This is a genomic window from Methylocystis sp. SC2 (genome assembly GCF_000304315.1).
GTDB lineage: Bacteria > Pseudomonadota > Alphaproteobacteria > Rhizobiales > Beijerinckiaceae > Methylocystis.
On sequence record NC_018485.1, the window covers coordinates 1,577,953 to 1,597,282 of the forward strand.

Below are 19,330 nucleotides of genomic sequence, written 5' to 3' on the forward strand. Positions count from 1 at the left end.
TTGCGCGACACGCGCGAAAGACTGCAAGGAACGATAGAGGAATATGAGACGGCGCTGGAGGAGCTGAAATCCGCCAACGAGGAACTTATTTCACTCAACGAAGAGTTTCAGTCGAGCAATGAAGAGCTCGAATCCACAAAGGTGGAATTGCAGTCGCTGAACGAGGAGCTGCAGACCGTCAATCAGGAACTGCTGGCCAAGGTGGAGGATCTCGACCGGGCGAACAGCGACCTCACGAACCTCTTCGCGAGCACCAATGTCGCCACGATTTTTCTCGACCGTGATCTCGTGATCCGCAGCTTTACGCCCGCGGTCACGAGCCTCTTCAGTATTCTTGCGACCGACAGAGGCCGTCCTTTAGGAGACCTCGCGATCAGGCTCGATTATCCGGAACTGCAGGACGACATCAAGAGCGTCATGCGGACGGGAACGCCGATCGAGCGACGGGTGAACCAGAACGTGGCCGGGAGGCCGCATTTCTTATGCCGCTTGACGGCCTATCGGAACACAGAAGGAAAAACCGATGGCGTCGTGGCGACGTTCGTCGACGTCACCGGCCTGGCGAGATCAGAAGAACGCCAAAGGACATTGATCGCCGAGCTCAATCACCGGGTAAAAAATATCATCACCGTTATCTTGGCCCTCGCCAAGCAAACGTTGGCTCAGACGCAGGGATCGGAAGCCTTTCTCACCAGACTTTACGCCTTGGCGAGAAGTCACGAGTTGCTGGCGCGGGAAAGTTACGGCGCCGTCAGTCTGGAAGAGGTGGTGCGCGTGGCGCTCGCGCCCTACTTCTCCGAGGGCGGCCAGCGGCTGACGCTTTCAGGACCACCGATCACGCTGCCGCCCAAGGTTGCGATGAGCTTTGGCATGATCCTGGATGAACTCGCGACCAATGCGGTCAAATATGGCGCGCTGTCGAACGGTTCGGGCCATGTCTCTATCGACTGGTCTTCGACGCAGACGCCGGATGATCGAACGTCGACGTTGACCCTGAGGTGGCGCGAGGACGGCGGGCCGCGCGTGGCGGATCCAAAGCAGAGGGGTTTTGGTCTGACGCTCATCGATCGCGAAGTGAGTTACGGGCTCTCCGGCAGCGCCGCCTATGATTTTGGCGAGACCGGATTCTCAGGAACGTTCATCATTCCGTTGAAGCAGAGGCCCGAATCGAGTGGGAGCTAATGGCGAGTTCAACGCTAAGGGGAAAGCGCGTCCTCATCGTCGAGGATGAATCGATCATCGCGATGATGCTGGAATGCGAATTGAACGACGGCGGCTGTGACGTCGTCGGCCCCGTACCTTCCGTCGAAGACGCCTTGCGGCTCATCGACAGGGAGCGTCTGGACTGCGCCCTGCTCGATTACCGACTTGTCGACGAGACCAGCGGAAGAGTTGCTTCCGTGCTGGCTGAGCGAAATGTCCCGTTTTTGCTGATGACGGGACATTGCGCTGGCGACCTGCCGGCTGAGCTGCGCGACAAGACTCTCCTGCAGAAGCCGGTGACGGGCAAAGCTCTTCGCGCCGCTCTCGAAGCCATTTTGGATATTGCCGCGGCAAACGGCAAAGCCTGAGCAATTTTTCGCCACGATGTTGCCCTAGCCTCTGAATTGGTGGGGAATTCAGGCGTCGCGACGCCAGGGGCAAAGCGCGTAACTTCGCATTTTGCATAGGATTTTCGCCCCGCCTCGCGCCAACAGGCGCAAAGGCGCCTTCCAGCCGAAAGGCCAGGAGGCTTTGTTCGTGTCAGGGGCGACGTCGATTCAGGCGCGCTAAAAGCGGGACGGGAACCAGCTATTGACGACGCCTCGTTCCAGCGCGCGCCTAATTTCCGCTCCGCTCTCGACCGCTCTTGGTCTCATGGTCTTTTGTCTGGCGACGCTCGCGCCGAAGATGACCGAAACCGCGGTCGCAAATGGCGACACAAGGACGATCCATCTCTACCACGCCCATACGCATGAATCGATTTCGGCGACATATCTCGTCAACGGGCAATATGACGCCCAAGTCCTTCATCAATTGAACTGGTTTCTGCGCGATTGGCGACGCGACGAGCCGACCAACATGGACCCGCGCCTCTTCGACGTCGTCTGGGAGGCCTACCGCCACGCGGGCGCCGGCGATCAGGTCGTGAACGTCGTCTCCGCCTATCGCTCACCCGAAACGAACGCCATGCTGCGCGCGCGTTCGCGCGCCGTCGCTAAATATTCCCAGCACATGCTCGGCAAGGCGATGGACACGACGATGCCGGGAATGCCGATGTCGCAGATTCGTGAGATCGGCATGCGCATGCAGCGCGGCGGCGTTGGCTACTACCCCAACGCTGGCACGCCTTTCGTCCATCTCGACGTCGGCAATGTGCGCCACTGGCCGCGGATGAGCTACGACGACCTGGCGCGGCTTTTCCCTGACGGCAAGACCGTACATTTGCCAAGCAATGGCCAGCCCCTCGCGCGCTATGAAGAGGCGCGGGCCGAGATCGAAGCGCGCGGCGACGGCGCTTATGTCGTCGCGCCCCGCCGCACCTTCGGCGGCTTCTTCGCCATGCTGTTCGGCGGCGGCGGGGGCGGCGAAGAAGACGACGCGGAGGTCACGGCGCCGGCCCCGAGCGCCCGCAAGCAGTGGGCGTCGCTCGCGCCGCGGCCCGCACGCGGGACAAGCGGCGAAATGGAAGAGCAAAGCGCGGCGGCCGCCGCGACCGACGCCTATCGCTACGGCGCCAAAGAGCTTTCGCGGGCGGAGTCGGATTTGCCGCGTGGCGAGACGACCCTGTCCACGCCGGGCGCGGAAGCGCCCGAGCAAGAGCCGCCCGCCGCGAAGCTTCCGACAGTCCGCGCGCCGCTGCCGCCGCAGCGTCCGTCATCGCTCACCGCCCGCCTGGACGCGCGGACGGCGTATGACAGATCCGCCGAGCTGCAAAGCGCGGTCGATTATCAGGACGCAGACGGCGCTGACCGCGGTTCGGGCAGAATGCCCGCAACCGATGCGCCGCCGCGTCGATCTAAGCTCGCGAACGCGCCCCTGCCCCCGACGCGTCCCGGGGTCCTCGCCGCGAAGGCGACAAGCGCCATCGCGCGGCTGGTCGACTCGCCCAAAAATGAGACCAGAAAGTCCAGAGCGGCGGCCAGGCAAGAGTCGCTTGCCTATGCGCCTGAGCCGCCGCAGGGCGCTGAGCCGCCGGACGCCGGCGCAGCGGAAAAGAATGCGACCCCGGCTCCCGAAGAGGCGAGCGCTCGCGGCGCCCCCCCTCTCCTAGGGGCATCAACCGGCCTTCGAGCGGCCGCCCGGTCCCGCGGACGCAGTCATTCGACGAAGGACGTCTCCGTCGAACAGGACGCGGAGACCCGCGCGCGGTGAAGTCGGCGCGCTCGGGACAGTCTGCGAAGCTTTGTAGAGCCGCTGCGCGCGCCTAAAACGCGTCGCGCGAGAACTATAGATCAGGCCTCGGCGCAAAAAACTCAGGGTAAGAGAGCAACGGCGTTTATCGCCGCGATCGCGATAAGGATTGCCCCGCGGACAGCAAAGTAAAGCGTGCCGGCGATGGCGAGTATCTTGATAAAGCCAATAGCGTCAGGGTCAAACATGGCTTCGAGTCCACTCCGGCAAGCCTGAACCTCTCAGGGAGATTCAGTCTTCAGACAGTCTAACCCCCAACTTGCAAGGAATGTTCCTACTGTCGCGCCCAAGCGCCAAAAGCCTCGGCCGCCGTCCCCGCGGTTGCGCCGTAAGAAAATCGCCGACCGGACCGCCGGCCCCGCCTCAAAGAGACGTCAGGCGAAAGCCGGGTCGAGCGCCTTGGCGGCCTCCAGCAGCGCCCGAACCGACGCCACGGATTTTTCGAACATGGCCCGCTCCGCCGCGTCGAGCCTTATCTCCATCACCCTCTCGACGCCATTCGCGCCGATGACCACGGGAACGCCGACGTAAAGTCCGTTCACGCCATATTGGCCGGTGAGATATGCGGCGCAGGGCATCACCCGCCTTTTATCCTTGAGATAGCTCTCGGCCATGGCGATCGCCGCGGTCGCCGGCGCGTAATAGGCCGAGCCGGTCTTGAGAAGGCCGACGATCTCGCCGCCGCCCTTGCGCGTGCGCTCGACGATCGCGTCGATCCGCGCCTGCGTGATCCATCCCATGGCCACGAGATCCGGCAAAGGCACGCCGGCCACCGTCGAATAGCGCACCGACGGCACCATATCGTCGCCATGGCCGCCCAGAACGAAGGCGCTCACGTCTTCGACCGAAACATTGAGTTCCTCGGCGAGGAAATAGCGAAAGCGCGAAGAATCGAGCATGCCCGCCATGCCGACGATCCGCTGCGTCGGCACGCCGGACGCCTTCTGCAGCGCCCACACCATGACGTCGAGCGGATTGGTGATGCAGATGACAAAGGCGCTCGGCGCATAGCGCTTGACGCCCGCGCCGACCTTGGCGATGACGCCGAGATTGACTGACAGAAGATCGTCGCGGCTCATCCCCGGCTGGCGCGGCACGCCCGCCGTAACGATGATGACGTCCGCCCCCTCGATCGCCGAATAGTCGGAGCCGCCGCTGAGCTTGGCGTCGAACCCCGCGACGGGAGACGACTGGGCGATGTCGAGCGCCTTGCCCTGCGGCACGCCGTCGACAATGTCGAAAAGAACGATGTCGCCTAATTCCTTGAGGCCGGCGAGATGGGCAAGCGTTCCGCCGATATTGCCGGCGCCGATCAAAGCGACTTTTCTTCGCGACATAATCAAACTCGTTCTTTGCTTCTTAGAAACAGCTACCGCGCTTTTGCGGCGGTGGGAAGACGTCTCGGCGCTTGTCGTAAGCAGAGCCTTACACGTTCGCGCAGGGGCGCTCCATGACCCGACATTGCGCCCGGCGGTTTCCCGGCGCGCGGAATGTCGCAGGGATTGCGGGCCGTCGCGGCGCTCCTTACCTGCGAAGCTCGAGGGGCGCGCGCGCAAGCCGCTCGGTGGAAGGGCGACCCATGAAAAGCGAGTTTTTGCTGAAACGACTGTGCGCCGCCACGCTCGCGGCGAGCGCCTGTTTCTTTGGCCCCGCCGCGGCGCAGGCGGCCGACCCGGACGAATCCGAGCTTCTGCAGCATTTCGAGAAGGTCGACGTCTGGCATGCGCCCGTCGACTATAACGTCCGCTACAACAACCAGGACGTGATCGTCACCCGAGAGATGGTGGCGCAGCCCGCGCCCGAGGGAGACCTCTGCTACATCCGCTTCGATCTCATCAGGGGCGAGGGCGATTACGGCTACGGTTTTAAGCCGGGAGCGCCGCGTAACGCGCATTGGGGGGTCAATGTGCTGAAAAGGGGCACGATTCTCAACCAGCTGGCGTCGCAGTTGAAGATGAACGTCATCTATTTTTACGCGCAGGGGCCGAAGACCGACGCGGCCAAAGCGGTTTGCGCGCGCAAACAGGCCGCGCCCACGCCCGCCGCGGGCAACGCCCACACGGGCCCATGGGCCGATCTCGTGACGAAAGCGCGTCTGATCCACGGATGGCCGGCGGCGCGCGCTCCGTAATCCGGCGCAGGAAAATGCGGGCGGGCGCGCGTAACGCTGGACAGCGGCGAGCGGTTTTGATATTCGCACCGCTCGTTCGAAAAAGCGTCGCGCTCGCGGCGCTGGGCGAACGGGCGCATAGCTCAGTTGGTAGAGCAGCTGACTCTTAATCAGCGGGTCCAAGGTTCGAGCCCTTGTGCGCCCACCATTAAATTCAAAGACATAGAGCCTTCACAATTGGCTCGCGGTTCGGCTTGGCGACCATATGGCGACCAACCGATTGCGCTGAATTTTTCTTGGGAATGTTCGCCTCCCGCCGGGGCCGCATATCGTAGCGGCGTCACCTGCTACGCCACCACGAGAGTGAGAGCGGGGCGTCGAACGCCACTGACTCGGGACCCCAGTTTTTCATCCAAAAGGGGACCCCTTTCCCGATGCGCATTTCTGCCGTCGTTGGCGTGACGGAGGGGGGCGTAGCCCGAGCGAAATGACGCCAACAACGGCGGCGGTCTGACCAATCGGGGCGGCGTCAGGCGCGGTTGCGAAGCGCCAGCTTTCGTTGCCGGTTTCGACAATGTCGCGATGATGGGTGAAGCGATCGAGCAGCGCGCTCGTCATCTTGGCGTCGCCGAAGACGCTCGGCCATTCGCCGAAGGCCAGATTGGTCGTGACGATCACCGAGGCGCGCTCATAAAGCCGGCTGACGAGATGGAACGGCAATTGGCCGCCGGCCTGCGCGAAGGGCAGATAGGAGTCCGTCGAGAACGACGAAGTCCATGCGGGTAAGATAATCGGCGATGCGTCCCTGGCGCCCGGCGCGGGTCTCCGACGCCAGGCGATTGACGAGGTCGACGGTGTTGAAGAAGCGCCCGCGCAGACCAGCGCGGATGCAACTGCGCGCAATGGCGATGGCCAGCCGCGTCTTGCCGGTTCCCGTGCCGCCGACGAGAACGACATTGCGCTGCTGGGGAACGAAGCCGCCGCCGGCAAGGTCGGCGCGCCGCTCTCGACAGCTAGTTCCCCGTGACTGATCGGAGTCGATGTCGTCGGTTGGCGTTGTCGGAGTCGGAGGCCGTCAACAGTAGAGCGTTCCACGGTCGAGAAGAAAGACGCTGGCGCGTCCTTCGCATGGCTGATGCAGTAGGAATAATGCATCAAGGCGTCTGGCCGAACGTTGATCTCGGCGAGCGCCATCGACGGCGGGACGAGCTGGGAACCCAGCGTCTCCCTTAGAGCGCTTCCCGATCACATGGAATCATGTGATCGATAAGGAATCGCTCAAAACAAAACGTTGGAGCAGGTTCTCCTCGAAAAAGTCTGTCAACTTTTTCGGAACCTGCTCTAGCCGACCGCGCCGCGCCGCCGAGATCCGGCAACGCCCTTATGGCAAGCCCGGAAAACATGCAGGAGGTGGGGGAGACACAGATTTACGGAACTCTTGTGAACGCGAGCACTTGTGCAATTTGTCCGGCACTCGTGACTAGAGGTTGCAGGAGCGCTTCCGCGCTCTCGCGACCTATTCACTTCAGCGCGAACTTATAGCGCAGACGAATCTCGAACAGCGAGGTCGTATCCGACGCCTCGTTGGCGACAGCGAGGAAATTGCGCCCGCGCACGTTGAAAGCGGTCAGGCCTTCCGGCGAGATATCGCCGTCGCTAATGACCATGTCCAAAAATTGCGCCGCAAAGGGATTGGTCACGTCATAAACCGCCATGGCCGACTTCGTCGTGCGCTCAAGCCCGATGAACGCCAGCACACGACCATCGATATGCATCAGCGCCACGCCTTCCGGCTCGACGCCTTTGTTGTCGCTGCGCGCATGATCATAGACGCCGCGGCTGATCGCTTCGGCGTCGAGCCGATTGCCGCTGTCGAAGACGATGCGGCCTGTGGCGTCGCGAATCGAGAACGACCGGCCGCCGAACGCGACTAGATTGTCCCGGCTCGACTCGACGTTCGACATTGTCAGACGGCCGAGCAGTGACCCGTCCGGCACATATTCCACGCTGGCGCCGCCGGCGGAGCCGCGACGCTCGTCCTCGCCGTCGCCGCTTCCATTGTCTCTTGCGTCGCCTTCATTGGCCATGACCAGATAGCTGCGACCGCGATATTCGTAGGCGGCGATGGAGTCAGGCTGGTAAAGCCCCTTTACAGGGACCTGCTCCAGCTTGACGCCCCCGTCCTGATCGTTCGGGTCAATGCCGTTGCCGGGAAGATTGAAGTCTTTCAGGCCGAGGCCGATGATCCGTTCGAAACGACGCGATCTCAGGTCCAGCACGGCGACGCCATTGGCTTCCTGAAGGCCGACATAGGCCTTATCGCCGCGAGGGTCGATCGCGATATATTCCGGCTCCGGATCGTAGGGGCACATATCGGGGCGCGTCGTTCCGTTGCCGGTCGCCGGAAACTTGCGAAGCTCGGCATAGCCCGGCAGCGTCGGGCTTATGGGCAGCGTCTTGACCTCGCGCGTCCACACATCGATCAGGCTGACGCTGCCCGGCGGATCCACCGGACAAGGCTGACCGGACGTGCGCGCATTCGGCGTCCCTTCGTTGGCCACGAGCACCGTGCGGCCGTTAGGCGCAAAGGTCAGCATGTCCGGCAGGGCGCCAACGGTGACCGGGGCGCCCACCCGCTGGCTCGTGCGCGTGTTGATGAAGAGGACGACGCCGGGTTGCGCGCGATCGGTCGCCTCGACTGCAAGCGCGGCGAGCCCCTCGTGGATCGCGACGCTGTTGACGGCTCCATAGGGCGCGACGCTGACATTCCCGATCCATTTGCCGGTGGCGCGGTCAAGAACATCAACGCCAACCACGCCCGCCACCCACAGCGTGTCGGTGCGCTCGTCATGCGCGACGATTTCCGCTTTTTGTCCCGGGATGTTGCTCTGCGCGTGGGGATAGCTCCACACGCGGCGCGTTTCGACCGATAGCGACGGGTCAGCTGACGCGCTTCCGACATAGAGCGACGCGAGAGCGATGGACAAGCCACGCAAGGCCGTACCGGCGCGACGTTTGGGGTGCAGGCGCATTGCGTAGTCTTTCCCTATATGGAGAAGCTATAGCTGGAGACAGACAATCCACGGGGAATGTTTCAGCTGCATGACATCTTCTTGTGTCTGCGTCAGGAGCCGTCTTGGCTTGAGCATGCATCAAACGTGAGAATATCGAAGGTCGATATTCTCACCTTTGATGGCTTTCCTTGCCGACTTGAGCTTCGAGACTAGGAGAGTATGCAAAGTCGTGGGGAGTATGTAATTTTTCGAGGGTTAAGATCGGCTCTTTGGGAAAGGCGAGTCCATGCAAAAGCTGGTTTGGCGGGTGAAGCTCGTCACTGATCTTGGGGACGGAGCGCCGGAAATCGACGTCGCGGCGGCCCGGATAAAAGAGACGAGTTTGCAATTCCTGAAACGCTTGGCCTTTCGCTCGCCGAAGGGAAGCGCAACCGCCTTTGTCGAAAGCGCCGTCAACGAGATCCTGTCAAAACGCATGATCAAGGAACAGCAGATGCGATGGCATAGATGGACCGTGCAGCCGTTCCTCGACGCGCGCGTCGCCGTTCGCAACAAAACACTCCCCGTTTCGCTCAGGCGCCTCTATCCAGATTTTCAGCCAGACAATGAAAATCGCTCAGTGCGCCTGTCAGCGTGACGAACCCCACGACTTTGCATGCTCTCGGCGGAGATCGCCATGTCTTTTCGTTTTCTCGGCGCAGCGTGTGTGCTTGTTTTTTTCTCCCTCTCAGTGTCCACGCACGCCGCATCGGCGCACAGGCGGCAGGAATGGCGCGCCCCAGGTCCGCCGCGCCTTGGACCTTGGATCGAGGAGGGATGGTGCTGCGAGGACTGGTCTCGCGCGCCAGCCATCCGCGATTGGGGTTTTTCCGCGCCTTGGAGCTACGATCCGCAAACCGGCGTTCCGTCAAGCACGGCGGAATATCCGTGGGGATATACGACTCCCTTCGTCAAAGTGGGATCAAGATGCGTTGCAAGCGAAATGAATGGCAGCCCTGGAGGCCTTGCGGTCCGCTATCAGCGGGTCATGCCATCATATTACTGTCGTTGAAGCTGCGGTAACTCCCCCATTCGCGAACATGATATTTGAGCGCGCGACAGGGCGCCCATCTGAGCCGTTTCGCATGTCGCGCGTCGAGCGCGAAATGTGTCTATCCCAATCAGGGATTGCTTGGTCGCGGTTAGCCGCGCGATTTCTGAAACCATGACGCCCCCTGACACACGCCCGTTGAATAATTGTAATGCGCCGCCCCTAGGTTCGCGCCCGCGTTTAAGCTTGTTTTTAGCTTAGTCTTGAGGGGGCAAAATATGAGTCGACTTTTCCTGGCGTTCGCCGCCGTGCTCGGCGTCGCATCTACGAATGGCGCCGCGGCGCAGAATGCTTTATCCGCCTCGGCGCAGAAAATAGGGCCCAGCACGACAACCGAGCCTTACCTTGTTCCGACAGCCGCTGGCGTCTCTGTCACTTCCATTCTGACTGCCGGCGACTCGGTTGAGGGTTACCGTATGGTCGGCATTCCAGACGGGCTCGGAGCCTGGCTTCCGCCGACCAGCGCCTTAGACTTTCTGTTCGGTCGTCAGCCACGTTCGTTCAATCTCGTGATGAATCATGAAATCGGGCGCACGCTGGGGATTCCGCGCGCGCACGGCTCCAAAGGCGCATTCGTGTCGCAATGGACGATCGATCGCGCGACCTTGAAAGTGCTTTCTGGCCGCGATCACATGACCAGCCCCAACGACCTGCTGACGTGGAGCGGCGCCGGTTACACGCCCGGTACGAGCGCGCTGGAGCGGCTCTGTTCCGCGGACCTTGCGAACCCGAGCGCATTCGGCCTCGGACCGAAGAACCGCATCTTCCTGAGCGGCGAGGAAACATCGCCGCCGTTCACCGCCGACCACGGCCGCATTTTCGCACACATCGTCGACGGATCAGACAAGAACAAATCGTTCGAGTTGCCGCGGCTCGGCAAAATGTCGTTCGAAAACGGCCTCGCGAACCCGTTTCCCGATCACAAGACGATCGTGATGCTGCAAGACGACGCCGGACGCGAAACCAACGTCACGGCGGCGACCAACGTTTGTCGGACGGCAGGTCAGACAGGCTGTACGGAGCCCCCCAGCGAACTGTATATGTATGTCGGCTCGCAAAAGCCGCATGGCTCTCAAATCGAGCAGGCGGGCCTCACCAACGGCAACTTCTACGGCATACGCGTCGTTCTCAAAGGGCAGGTCGTCACGGGCGAGAATAAGGATTTTGTTTTCGCTTCGGCGGCGCCCGCCGTCACCTCCGCGCGATTCGAAGTCGTCAATTTTGGCGATGTTTCGAACAAGACCGGCGTGCAGATTCAGGATTCTGCTATCGCCAACAATGTAACGCAGTTCGTGCGCGTCGAGGACGGCGCCTGGGATCCGCGTCCGGGCAAGTCGCGCGACTTCTACTTCATCACGACCGGACGCATGACGTCTGACGCGACGACCTGGCGTCCTTCGCGTCTATGGCGACTGCGCTTCGACAGCATCGCACGGCCTGAGGCGGGCGGCACGATCGAGATGCTGCTCACCAATCAATTCTATCCGGGCGCCGCCACCACGCCGGACGCCGACCCCAGCTTCCAGATGCTCGACAACATGACGATCGACCGGCTGGGGCGCATCATTATGCAGGAGGACGTCGGCGGCAACGATCGGTTGGGCCGGATCTATGTTTACGGAATCGATAGCGGCCAGTTGGTCCAGGTTGCGCGTCATAATCCCAAGTTCTTCAGCAGCGGCGCATCGAATCCGACCTTCATCACCAACGACGAGGAGAGTTCGGGCGTGATCGACGCTGCGGAAATACTGCGCGACGGCTGGTTCCTGGCGACGGTCCAAGGCCATCGTGCGTCAACCGACGTCGAACTGTTCGAAAGCGGCCAGATCTTGGCGCTCTTCATCGATCCGTCGATTGCCCGGGGCCGTGGCGGAGCGCCCTTGCTTCCCGCGCCGCAGCCCTGACCTCAAGCGTCAAAAGGCTTCCTTGGAAGCTCAGCGCTTCTGCGCAAGCCACTGAGAAGAGCGTCCGACGCGTAGAGCGTCGGCGCTCCCTCATGCGCAACGAAACATTCCTCGCGCCAAATGAGTCGACGGCCCGCCCGTCCGCGCCAATGAGTCAGTCGGCGGATCCTTTGGTATTGGGTGGAATTTGACGTGGCGCCAAAGGGGAATGCTTATACAATTTTACCTTCGTAAACTGTCCCCCGTTTTGCAAAATCACTTCCGCGTTTGCTATGGATGCGACAGTCCAAGCGTCGATCGCTTCTCCCACCTTGCGCCATGCGCCCTGTGGCGAGCTTGCTGAAACGAGAAAGGCCTTCGCCTTTCTCTCGTGCCGCACGATCGCGGCGACGATCAAGTCCGTCGGCGCATCTGACAAGGTCGCCGCTTCGATCGAGGCCGCGTCGCTTTTGGGCAATGCTCTACGGTTCTTGGAAAAAATTGGTCGTGAGAGGGATTGGATGTCCGCCGATGCGGGTTTGGCCGGACCCAGTTCGATCGCATCCAGCCTCGGCGGCGTCCAGTCCGGAACGCTGACGCCGCTTTCAGCGCTCAAACCGCCGATGATCGCATAGAGCGCAAAGGCCGCCGTTCCCGACGCGATCGCCGACAGGAAGACCAGGACGATCGCCTGGATCGGCGATAGCTGCATCTGCTTCACGCCCGAGAGCCGCGATTGCGCAATCTGCAAGAGCTCCGGCAGCCGATCGTGAATTTTTGATTTTATCATGGGCGGCCTTTTTTCGGCGCGCCGCCGAAGACGTCGAATTGCGCCTCGAGTTCGTCGGTCTGTTGCGCTGCGCCCCAAAACACTCCCTGACTTCGGATTGTCGCGGAGGTGATGACGAGCAACGGCGGCTCTCCTTCGAGAGCGCGTGCGAGGGCATGAATGCGATCATGCGCCCCTGTGACATCGATTCGCGCGCCAACGAGCGTTACGCCCTGGAACGGCTTTTGAGGCAGCATCTGAATAGACCTCACGGTCACCCGGGCCGCTTCCGCAATCGTCTTGAGTCGCGCTTGCAAATTGGCGTTGATGACGCCATCGCTGTCGCCGTCGAAAAGTTCGCCGCGGCCGTTGATATCCAAAACCTGCTGAGCGTAAGCCTGGATCTGGTCTTCATGCGCGACGACGGCCTGGTAGCGCGCGAGAGTCTGCTCGCGCTCGGCGATGGCGTCGGCGCCGGTCGCAATGATGCGGCGCGCAGGTTCAATGAGCACGAGATAGACGACGAGCAAAGCCAGCAGATTTACGCCGGCGAAGGCGGCGTGGCGTCCCGCGCGCGAGTGCCGGAGCGCTCTCCAACTCAACGGCGCGTTGAGCCACCGTTTCACTTGCCGCCCTCCGGTTTCTTCTGTTCGATTTTCGCCTGCAGCGAAAAGCCCTCGCGCTTTTCGCGCGGGTCGGGAGTGATCGGGGCCGTTAGCCCAGCGTCGCTGAACAGCGGCGATTTGTTAAAGAGCGCCGGCAGGCCGACCGCCGAACTCGCGAATCCCACAAGATCAATCGCCCGCTCATTGGGTTTCGAATCGCTCAACCGGAAATCGGCGACGTAAGCGTCGTCCGGCAGAATGCGCGCGGTTTCCTCCCACAAGTCAGCGAATTGCGGTCCATCGCGCCGGGTCGCTCGCAGCACCGACAGGATCCGACTCTCCGAGGAGGCGTGGTCTACCGCCTGCCGCACCCGCGCGGCGCGCGCCGACATCTCCTGTATCTGCGCGTCGAGTTCAGCGGTGAACGCGTTCTGGCGCCAAAGCGTAGTCACCACGCCAATCAGCGCGAACGCCGCTGTCGCGGCGCAGAGGCCAAGCGCCAGATTGCGGAAACGCTGCGACCTTTGGGCTTCGGTCTCCAACCGGATAAGCGGCGCCTCCTCACCGTCCGTCGGCAGGCCGGCGGGTCGGATGAAGGCAAGGTCGGAGAATGCGAGACCCGCCCGCTCGACCGCTTCGACCGCCCTGTCACGCCGCAAAATCCATAGGCTGACCCGCAACTTGCCTCCCGCGACAGGATGCTTCGCAAGCGTGTGGCCATAGATGACGTCCGCAACGCGCAAAGGAGTTCTGCGTTCGATGTCAGCGACGAGAAGCCGGGGCAGAGTGCTGGCCGCCGCGCTGGGAATGTCAAACCGACGCACGAAGAAGGATTCAGGCTCAATCTCGAGCCCGATCCGCACCGCGTTACGCGTCAGTTCGCGACTCCTCAACGCCTCTTCGAGCGACGTGGACGCGATTTCATCGCCGGAAAGACGCCAGAGCGGCGCGCCACGCGAGTCGAGGCACCAGAGATCGCACGCTCCTGCCTTGAGAATAAGCTGCCGGTCGCCCCTGTCAGCGAGCCAAGCGACCGTTTCGGGAGGAAATAGGCTGAAGAATTCACGGCGATACCATGCGAGGAACCGAAGCGCCGTCCTCTTAATCGAACCTTCGAGGATCTGCCGCTTCCAGAACTCGGATGCCACTTTAAGACCCCTCCAATGGAGAGACGCGTCGACGAACGCCATCGATAAGGTAACGCCCGGGCCGTCGCAGAGCAACGATTCCGGCGCACGTCCTATGGGATGAACGGCGCGTTCTTCAGTCGTAGCCGGCGCTGCTCGCGCGTTTCCGTCGCAGACGTCTGCGCGCCGGTTGGACCCTCGATCGTTCCGAGCGCCGCCGCAGCAAATCTTACTTCGCCTGTGAAGGCCTTGTGCTTGGAGAAGAGAACAAAGTGGTCGGGCGCAAGAATCGCGGCGCTTTCGCGTAGCTCCTTGTCTTCAATTTCCGCTTCATACGATCTTGATACCGGGAAATAGGCGAAAAGTCGTTGCGGCGTATCGACCGCCAGCGTCGGCGCCGCTTCTACGCCTCCCGGGGCGGCTATTATTTCGACGCCCAGCGCAGATGGCGCGAAGGCGGGACGGTCGGCCGGCTCATCGGACAGGGGTTCTTCGATCGACGCGCCAGCCTGGATTGGTTCGCACAGACGGAAATGCAAGTGGCACTCGCCGCGCTCGAAATAGCGCGGCGCCTTGTCGCGCAGCTGCGCACGCGCATTGGCGAAAGCCGCCGCACATTCCTGAGGCGTGAAGGCGCCCGACGTCATACAGGCGTCTCGTGTGGCGAAGAAATAGGTCTTTTCCATAGTCTCGGCGCGCACGGGGGGCGCGGGAAACAACGCGCAAAACGCCGAGCCAATGAGAATCGTTATTGCAAATATATGAGGCGCGACGATGAACCCTCTATAACTGGCCATTACAGTCACTCGGCGACGACCTCAAGCGTAGGTGCATATTATCGGCAAATGTGTCATTCTAAAGTCAAGTACAGGCTTAGAGGATTGTGCTGATGGAGTCGCAAACGGAAAGCGGAAGTTCGGCTCGCGGCGACCGAGCGGCGTGGCCGGACGTCAACAGTCCGCATTTCGCGACGAGCTTCGCCGCTTTTCTTCTCGCGCAAAACGCCATCGACGACCTGGCGTTGCAGCGCTCTCTGAGAGCGGCCACGCAGAGCGGCGAACGCTTCGACCATGTGTTGACCAAGCTCGGGCTCGTTTCGGAAGCCGATCTATGTTCGCACCTCAGCAAATTCCTGAAAATACCGCAGCTCCGCGCTGCGGACATGCCGCTCGAGCCGCCCTTGCGCGAGGAAATTCCCGAAAAATTCATCCACGCCAATCGGCTGTTGCCGCTGTCCCTCGACGGACAACGGCTGAAACTCGCGGTCGCCGATCCACTCGACCTCGAACCGGTGCGGGCGCTGGCCTATTCGACGGGTTACGACATCGACCTCCTCATCATCTCGCCGGCGCAGTTCGAGAAGGCTTGGTCCGCGCTCTATGGCGCGCGTCAGGACGGCGCGCCTATTCTCGACAACGACCTGCGCGCCAACGACGCGAGCGAATTTGACCTGCAGCGCTTGCGCGACATCGCAAATGAAGCCCCCGTTGTCCGACGCGTCAATCAGATCATCGCCGACGCGATCGAAGCGCGCGCTTCCGACATTCACATCGAACCCTCGCTTGAAGCCGTGCAGGTTCGCTACAGGATCGACGGCGCGCTGCGCGCCGCCGAGACGCTGCCTCCGGGGCTGAAGGCCGCGGTCGCCTCGCGCATCAAAATCATGGCGCGCCTCGACATCGCCGAGCGTCGCCTGCCGCAGGATGGGCGCATCAAGCTCGCGATCCGAGGCGTCGACATCGACTTTCGCGTTTCGACGCTGCCAACCGCGCATGGAGAGAGCATCGTTCTGCGCATTCTCGACCGCAGCCAGATCGCGCTGGATTTCGACAGGCTAGGCTTCGAGCCGAAGACAACGGCGCAACTGCGCAAGGTCATGCGCAATCCCAACGGCATCGTGCTCGTCACCGGCCCGACAGGCTCCGGCAAGACAACGACGCTTTACACCGCGCTCAAGGAGCTGACGACGCCGGATGCCAAAGTGTTCACCGTCGAGGATCCGATTGAATATCAGCTTGCGGGCGTCAATCAGGTTCAGGTGCAGCCGGCGATCGGCCTCGACTTTCCAAATACGCTGCGCGCCATCTTACGCCAGGACCCCGACATTATCATGATCGGCGAAATTCGCGACTCGGCGACGGCGCGCATCGCCATACAAGCGTCGCTTACGGGCCATCTCGTCTTTTCGACATTGCATACGAACAGCGCCGCCGCTTCGATAACCCGCCTCATCGACATGGGCGTCGAGAGTTACCTTATCGCCTCCACGGTGAAAGCGGTGCTGGCCCAGCGATTGGTGCGGCGCCTGTGCGAAGTCTGTGCGGCGCCTCTCGAGTCGCGCGAGCAGGTCCGCGCCCAATTTGCAGGAGAAATCTTCGCCCGCGGCCCCGACCGGCTGTCATCGCCGAAAGGCTGCCCGCAATGCCGAAATCTGGGGTATTCTGGTCGTGTGACCATTGCCGAGCTACTCATCGTGAACGAGCGCATGCAGCGCCTTGTGTGCGAAAGCGCGCCCGACGCAGCGCTCGAGGCCGCGGCCCGCGAAGACGGGATGTCCACCATGTATCAGTGCGGGATGGACAAGGCTTGGCGCGGCGAAACGACGATTGAAGAAGTCGCGCGCGTTACGCGCATGGATTGATCCCGCCATGCCAAAGTTCAATTATCGCGCCTATAGCGGCTCCGGCGATCTTGTCGAGGGCGAGATTGACGCGCGCAGCAGCGACGACGCCGAACAGGCGCTTTTCCTTCGCGGGCTAACGCCGTTTGAGACGCGCGAGGCGAGACCGGCGTCGTCTGTCGCGCGTTTTTCCTTCGGCAGAAGAGGTCCGAACGCCGCTCAGATCGCTTTTTTCACGCGGGAATTCGCGACGCTCGAACAAGCGGACCTTCCCCTCGACCAGAGCTTGCGCGTTCTCGCCGCGCAATGTCCGTCGGAGGCCCTGCGCGCGCTCGCGCAAGAACTCTTGAAAGCGATCGTCGACGGCGCCTCTCTCTCCGACGCCTTGTCCCGCCGCCCGGACGTTTTCTCGCGTGAATACGTCAATGTCGTGCGTGAGGGGGAGACAGTGGGAAGAGTCGGCGCCGCGCTGACGGATCTTGCCGAAATGCTTGAACGCCGCCAAGACTTGAAGTCGCGCGTTCAGAGCACGCTCATATATCCCGCGCTGCTCATTACGCTCGCCATTATTTCCACCGGCGTGGTGCTCGGGACGCTCATCCCAAGCATTGCGCCGATCTTCGCCGACAATGGCAAGGAGATGCCGCCGGGTCTGCAGTTCGTTCTTGGACTACAGGCGAACGCCGGCGCGATCGGCGTTGCGCTCGGCGCCATCGGCCTGGCGATTGGGATCGCCTACAAGATGGCGCAATCACGCCCGCCATGGCGGATCGCCATCGCTCGCATTTATCTTCAGCTTCCAGTCGTCGGCGGACTTTTGTCGCAATTCAGCGCGGCGCGATTTTCCCGCACGCTCGGCTCCATGTTGAAAGCCGGGGTTCCGCTTCTGCAGGCGCTCGAAAGCGCGCGGATGGCGGTTTCCAACCAATTCATCAGCGATGAACTGATTGGCGTCATCGAGGCGGTGCGTGGCGGCTCCAATCTCAGCAGCGCGCTCGCCGGCGTGCCGCTTCTGCCGCCCGTGGTGACGCAGATGATCGCCATCGGCGAGGAGACGGCGCAACTCGGCGACATGTTGCTGCGCATCGCCGCAATGTTCGAGCGTCAGACACAGCGCTCGATCGAACGCGTCATGGCCTTACTGACGCCTGCTCTGACCATTACGATCGCTGCCGTCGTCGGCGGGTTGATCATGACGGTCATGAACGCTGTGCTCAGCATCAACGATCTGGCGGCGAAGTGACGCCGCGGCGCGGGAAGCTGCGGCGGCGCGGGGGCTTCACGCTGCTCGAGTCGCTCGTTGTTCTCGCGCTGCTCGCGCTCATCGCGAGCATGGCGTCGCAACTGCTGCGGCCACCCTCCCTGCGCCTGCGGCTCGAGACGGCGACGCGAAATTTCTGTGCGACGCTGCGCGCGTCGCGCGCCCGCGCGATAGCGACCAACAGCAATGCCTCCGTCGTCGTGGACCTCTACAATAAGACCTATACGTCGCCAGTGGGCGCGCCGGGCAGGTTCCCAACCGAAGCGCTGATCGCGCTCGACGTCGCAAATACGCAGCAGTTGTCGGTCCAAAGCGGCGCGATCACCTTTTTTCCTGATGGCGGCTCGACAGGCGCCGACATGACGTTGCGAACGCCCGACGCGCAGGCGAACATCGGCGTAAATTGGCTGACAGGCAGCGCCAAATGCGACGTCAGCTGAGATCTCGGCAGGGCTTTTCTCTTATCGAGGCGCTCGTAGCGCTGGCCATTTTGGCGATGGCGCTCGGCCAGCTGCTCAATGGAGTCAGCGGCGGCGCCCGCAACCACTCGCGCGCCGATTTCCTGTTGCGGGCCGAACGTCAGGGAGCCTCGCAGCTCGCTGCGCTTGGCGTGGATGGGCCTGTCCCTTACGGCAAGTCGACCGGCCGCTATCCGGATGGCCTCTATTGGTCTCTTTCCGTCACGCAGGGGCCCAGCGTCGCCGACCCGTCCGGTCATCCGATCGCCACGAGTTTGCAGGCGCGGCTGCTGATCGAGAATCCCACCGGATACGGCCAGAGCTTCAAGCTCTCTTCGTTCAAAATCAGGCCCGTTGAACAGCGGCAGGCGCCATGAAACGACCCAGGCGCGACGGTTTCACGCTTCTCGAGTTGCTGCTCTCGCTCACTTTGATTTCGCTGATCACGGCCTCGATCATGGGAGGCGTTCATCTCGGCCGGCGGAGTTGGGAAAACAGTCGCGCCGGCGAAGCGCTCGACGAGATCGAGGGGGCCGTGCGAACGGCGTCCAAGCTCATCGGCGCGAGTTTCATTGTCATTCCGGATCAGACTCAGCCCGGGCGAACCGATCCGTCGCCCATCTTCATCGGCGCAGCAAACGGGTGTCGCCTTGTCATGCTGAGCGAGGGCGGCGCGCAGTGGGGCGGTCTCGTCGTTGCGGAGATCGCCGTGGACAATGGCCCAAATGGCGACGATCTCGCCGTCTGGACAAAAGTTTATCGGCCGAAGGAGGGGCTCGGGCCCGCGCGGGAGACCATGCGGAAGACCGTCATTCTCGACGGCTTGGCCGGGCTCGAATTTTCCTACTTCGGCGCCCAGCAGCCAGGAAAAGCGCCCGGCTGGAGCTCCCGATGGACCAGCGCGGATGTCCTCCCTGCCCTCGTCAACATCAAGGTCAGCGCCAAGCGCTTCGGCGGCGTTATCGAGATCGGGTCGACGGTGGCGATCCGCCAGCAGTAG

Annotated in this window: 17 protein-coding genes, 1 tRNA gene and 1 pseudogene; 12 read left to right on the top strand and 7 right to left on the bottom strand. The window is 62.2% G+C overall.

Annotated elements, in window-relative coordinates; translation table 11 throughout:
• The 3 genes from BN69_RS19110 (at nt 1) to BN69_RS07570 (ending at nt 3,354) form a co-directional block, all read left to right on the top strand.
• Nucleotides 1-1,182, top strand: coding sequence for a sensor histidine kinase (locus tag BN69_RS19110; RefSeq protein WP_014890992.1), 1,182 nt, complete (start codon nt 1-3; stop codon nt 1,180-1,182).
• Nucleotides 1,182-1,571: a response regulator gene (locus BN69_RS07565; protein WP_014890993.1), complete on the top strand. Its 390-nt coding sequence runs from the start codon at nt 1,182-1,184 to the stop codon at nt 1,569-1,571. Before BN69_RS19110 ends, BN69_RS07565 begins: the two co-directional genes overlap by 1 nt.
• 286 nt (nt 1,572-1,857) lie before the next feature.
• On the top strand, nt 1,858-3,354 hold the full coding sequence (locus BN69_RS07570; protein WP_014890994.1) for a peptidoglycan L,D-endopeptidase MepK: 1,497 nt from the start codon (nt 1,858-1,860) through the stop codon (nt 3,352-3,354).
• 413 nt (nt 3,355-3,767) lie between these two features.
• On the opposite strand, the gene mdh is transcribed toward BN69_RS07570, so the two are convergent.
• Nucleotides 3,768-4,730, bottom strand: coding sequence for a malate dehydrogenase (gene mdh / locus BN69_RS07575; RefSeq protein ID WP_014890995.1), 963 nt, complete (start codon nt 4,728-4,730; stop codon nt 3,768-3,770).
• A 242-nt stretch (nt 4,731-4,972) separates the two neighbouring features.
• Between mdh and BN69_RS07580 the strand changes: the two genes are divergently transcribed.
• On the top strand, nt 4,973-5,524 hold the full coding sequence (locus BN69_RS07580; RefSeq protein WP_014890996.1) for a hypothetical protein: 552 nt from the start codon (nt 4,973-4,975) through the stop codon (nt 5,522-5,524).
• 111 nt (nt 5,525-5,635) lie between these two features.
• Nucleotides 5,636-5,711: transfer RNA gene (locus BN69_RS07585), tRNA-Lys, on the top strand.
• A 200-nt stretch (nt 5,712-5,911) separates the two neighbouring features.
• Here the strand turns inward: BN69_RS07585 and BN69_RS19625 are convergent.
• Both BN69_RS19625 and BN69_RS07595 read right to left on the bottom strand, forming a co-directional pair.
• A pseudogene (locus BN69_RS19625) lies at nt 5,912-6,497 on the bottom strand (ATP-binding protein); the annotation flags it as partial.
• Nucleotides 6,498-7,023: 526 nt separating this feature from the next.
• A complete protein-coding gene (locus BN69_RS07595) occupies nt 7,024-8,490 on the bottom strand; it encodes a choice-of-anchor I family protein (protein WP_014890998.1) in 1,467 nt (488 codons plus the stop codon).
• A 313-nt stretch (nt 8,491-8,803) separates the two neighbouring features.
• Here BN69_RS07595 and BN69_RS07600 point away from each other — a divergent pair, with 313 nt between their 5' ends.
• Both BN69_RS07600 and BN69_RS07605 read left to right on the top strand, forming a co-directional pair.
• On the top strand, nt 8,804-9,154 hold the full coding sequence (locus BN69_RS07600) for a hypothetical protein (RefSeq protein ID WP_014890999.1): 351 nt from the start codon (nt 8,804-8,806) through the stop codon (nt 9,152-9,154).
• 671 nt (nt 9,155-9,825) lie between these two features.
• Nucleotides 9,826-11,511 carry a PhoX family protein gene (locus tag BN69_RS07605; RefSeq protein WP_014891001.1) on the top strand — a complete coding sequence of 562 codons (1,686 nt, stop codon included), beginning with the start codon at nt 9,826-9,828 and terminating at the stop codon, nt 11,509-11,511.
• A gap of 154 nt (nt 11,512-11,665) precedes the next feature.
• Here BN69_RS07605 and BN69_RS07610 read toward each other — a convergent pair whose 3' ends face one another.
• The 4 genes from BN69_RS07610 to BN69_RS07625 form a co-directional block, all read right to left on the bottom strand.
• The gene (locus BN69_RS07610; protein ID WP_014891002.1) at nt 11,666-12,280 is read right to left on the bottom strand and encodes a hypothetical protein; all 615 of its coding nucleotides are present in this window, start codon (nt 12,278-12,280) and stop codon (nt 11,666-11,668) included.
• Nucleotides 12,277-12,885, bottom strand: a complete 609-nt coding sequence (gene gspM / locus BN69_RS07615; RefSeq protein WP_014891003.1) for a type II secretion system protein GspM — start codon at nt 12,883-12,885, stop codon at nt 12,277-12,279. The genes BN69_RS07610 and gspM overlap by 4 nt, the downstream gene beginning before the upstream one ends.
• Nucleotides 12,882-14,012 (bottom strand): PilN domain-containing protein, encoded by a 1,131-nt coding sequence (locus tag BN69_RS07620; RefSeq protein WP_014891004.1) that lies wholly within the window; start codon nt 14,010-14,012, stop codon nt 12,882-12,884. The genes gspM and BN69_RS07620 overlap by 4 nt, the downstream gene beginning before the upstream one ends.
• 92 nt (nt 14,013-14,104) lie before the next feature.
• Nucleotides 14,105-14,692: a DUF1190 domain-containing protein gene (locus BN69_RS07625; protein WP_244435058.1), complete on the bottom strand. Its 588-nt coding sequence runs from the start codon at nt 14,690-14,692 to the stop codon at nt 14,105-14,107.
• Between the two features lie 188 nt (nt 14,693-14,880).
• On the opposite strand from BN69_RS07625, the gene BN69_RS07630 reads away from it, so the two are divergent.
• From BN69_RS07630 to BN69_RS07650, 5 genes are read left to right on the top strand one after another with little or no spacing between them, the layout of a single operon-like run.
• A complete protein-coding gene (locus BN69_RS07630) occupies nt 14,881-16,632 on the top strand; it encodes a GspE/PulE family protein (protein ID WP_014891006.1) in 1,752 nt (583 codons plus the stop codon).
• Between the two features lie 7 nt (nt 16,633-16,639).
• Nucleotides 16,640-17,854, top strand: coding sequence for a type II secretion system F family protein (locus BN69_RS07635; RefSeq protein WP_014891007.1), 1,215 nt, complete (start codon nt 16,640-16,642; stop codon nt 17,852-17,854).
• A complete protein-coding gene (locus BN69_RS07640) occupies nt 17,851-18,312 on the top strand; it encodes a GspH/FimT family pseudopilin (protein ID WP_014891008.1) in 462 nt (153 codons plus the stop codon). Before BN69_RS07635 ends, BN69_RS07640 begins: the two co-directional genes overlap by 4 nt.
• Nucleotides 18,297-18,707, top strand: coding sequence for a type II secretion system protein (locus BN69_RS18405; RefSeq protein ID WP_051013242.1), 411 nt, complete (start codon nt 18,297-18,299; stop codon nt 18,705-18,707). The genes BN69_RS07640 and BN69_RS18405 overlap by 16 nt, the downstream gene beginning before the upstream one ends.
• A complete protein-coding gene (locus tag BN69_RS07650) occupies nt 18,704-19,330 on the top strand; it encodes a prepilin-type N-terminal cleavage/methylation domain-containing protein (protein WP_014891010.1) in 627 nt (208 codons plus the stop codon). The genes BN69_RS18405 and BN69_RS07650 overlap by 4 nt, the downstream gene beginning before the upstream one ends.

Bases quoted from the DNA above. Each gene is read 5' to 3' on its own strand.
- BN69_RS18405 (WP_051013242.1), top strand. From the start codon at position 18,297: ATGCGACGTCAGCTGAGATCTCGGCAGGGCTTTTCTCTTATCGAGGCG.
- BN69_RS07565 (WP_014890993.1), top strand. From the start codon at position 1,182: ATGGCGAGTTCAACGCTAAGGGGAAAGCGCGTCCTCATCGTCGAGGAT.
- BN69_RS07635 (WP_014891007.1), top strand. From the start codon at position 16,640: ATGCCAAAGTTCAATTATCGCGCCTATAGCGGCTCCGGCGATCTTGTC.
- BN69_RS07570 (WP_014890994.1), top strand. From the start codon at position 1,858: ATGGTCTTTTGTCTGGCGACGCTCGCGCCGAAGATGACCGAAACCGCG.
- BN69_RS07650 (WP_014891010.1), top strand. From the start codon at position 18,704: ATGAAACGACCCAGGCGCGACGGTTTCACGCTTCTCGAGTTGCTGCTC.
- BN69_RS07600 (WP_014890999.1), top strand. From the start codon at position 8,804: ATGCAAAAGCTGGTTTGGCGGGTGAAGCTCGTCACTGATCTTGGGGAC.
- BN69_RS07605 (WP_014891001.1), top strand. From the start codon at position 9,826: ATGAGTCGACTTTTCCTGGCGTTCGCCGCCGTGCTCGGCGTCGCATCT.
- BN69_RS07610 (WP_014891002.1), bottom strand. From the start codon at position 12,280: ATGATAAAATCAAAAATTCACGATCGGCTGCCGGAGCTCTTGCAGATT.
- mdh (WP_014890995.1), bottom strand. From the start codon at position 4,730: ATGTCGCGAAGAAAAGTCGCTTTGATCGGCGCCGGCAATATCGGCGGA.
- BN69_RS07580 (WP_014890996.1), top strand. From the start codon at position 4,973: ATGAAAAGCGAGTTTTTGCTGAAACGACTGTGCGCCGCCACGCTCGCG.
- BN69_RS07630 (WP_014891006.1), top strand. From the start codon at position 14,881: ATGGAGTCGCAAACGGAAAGCGGAAGTTCGGCTCGCGGCGACCGAGCG.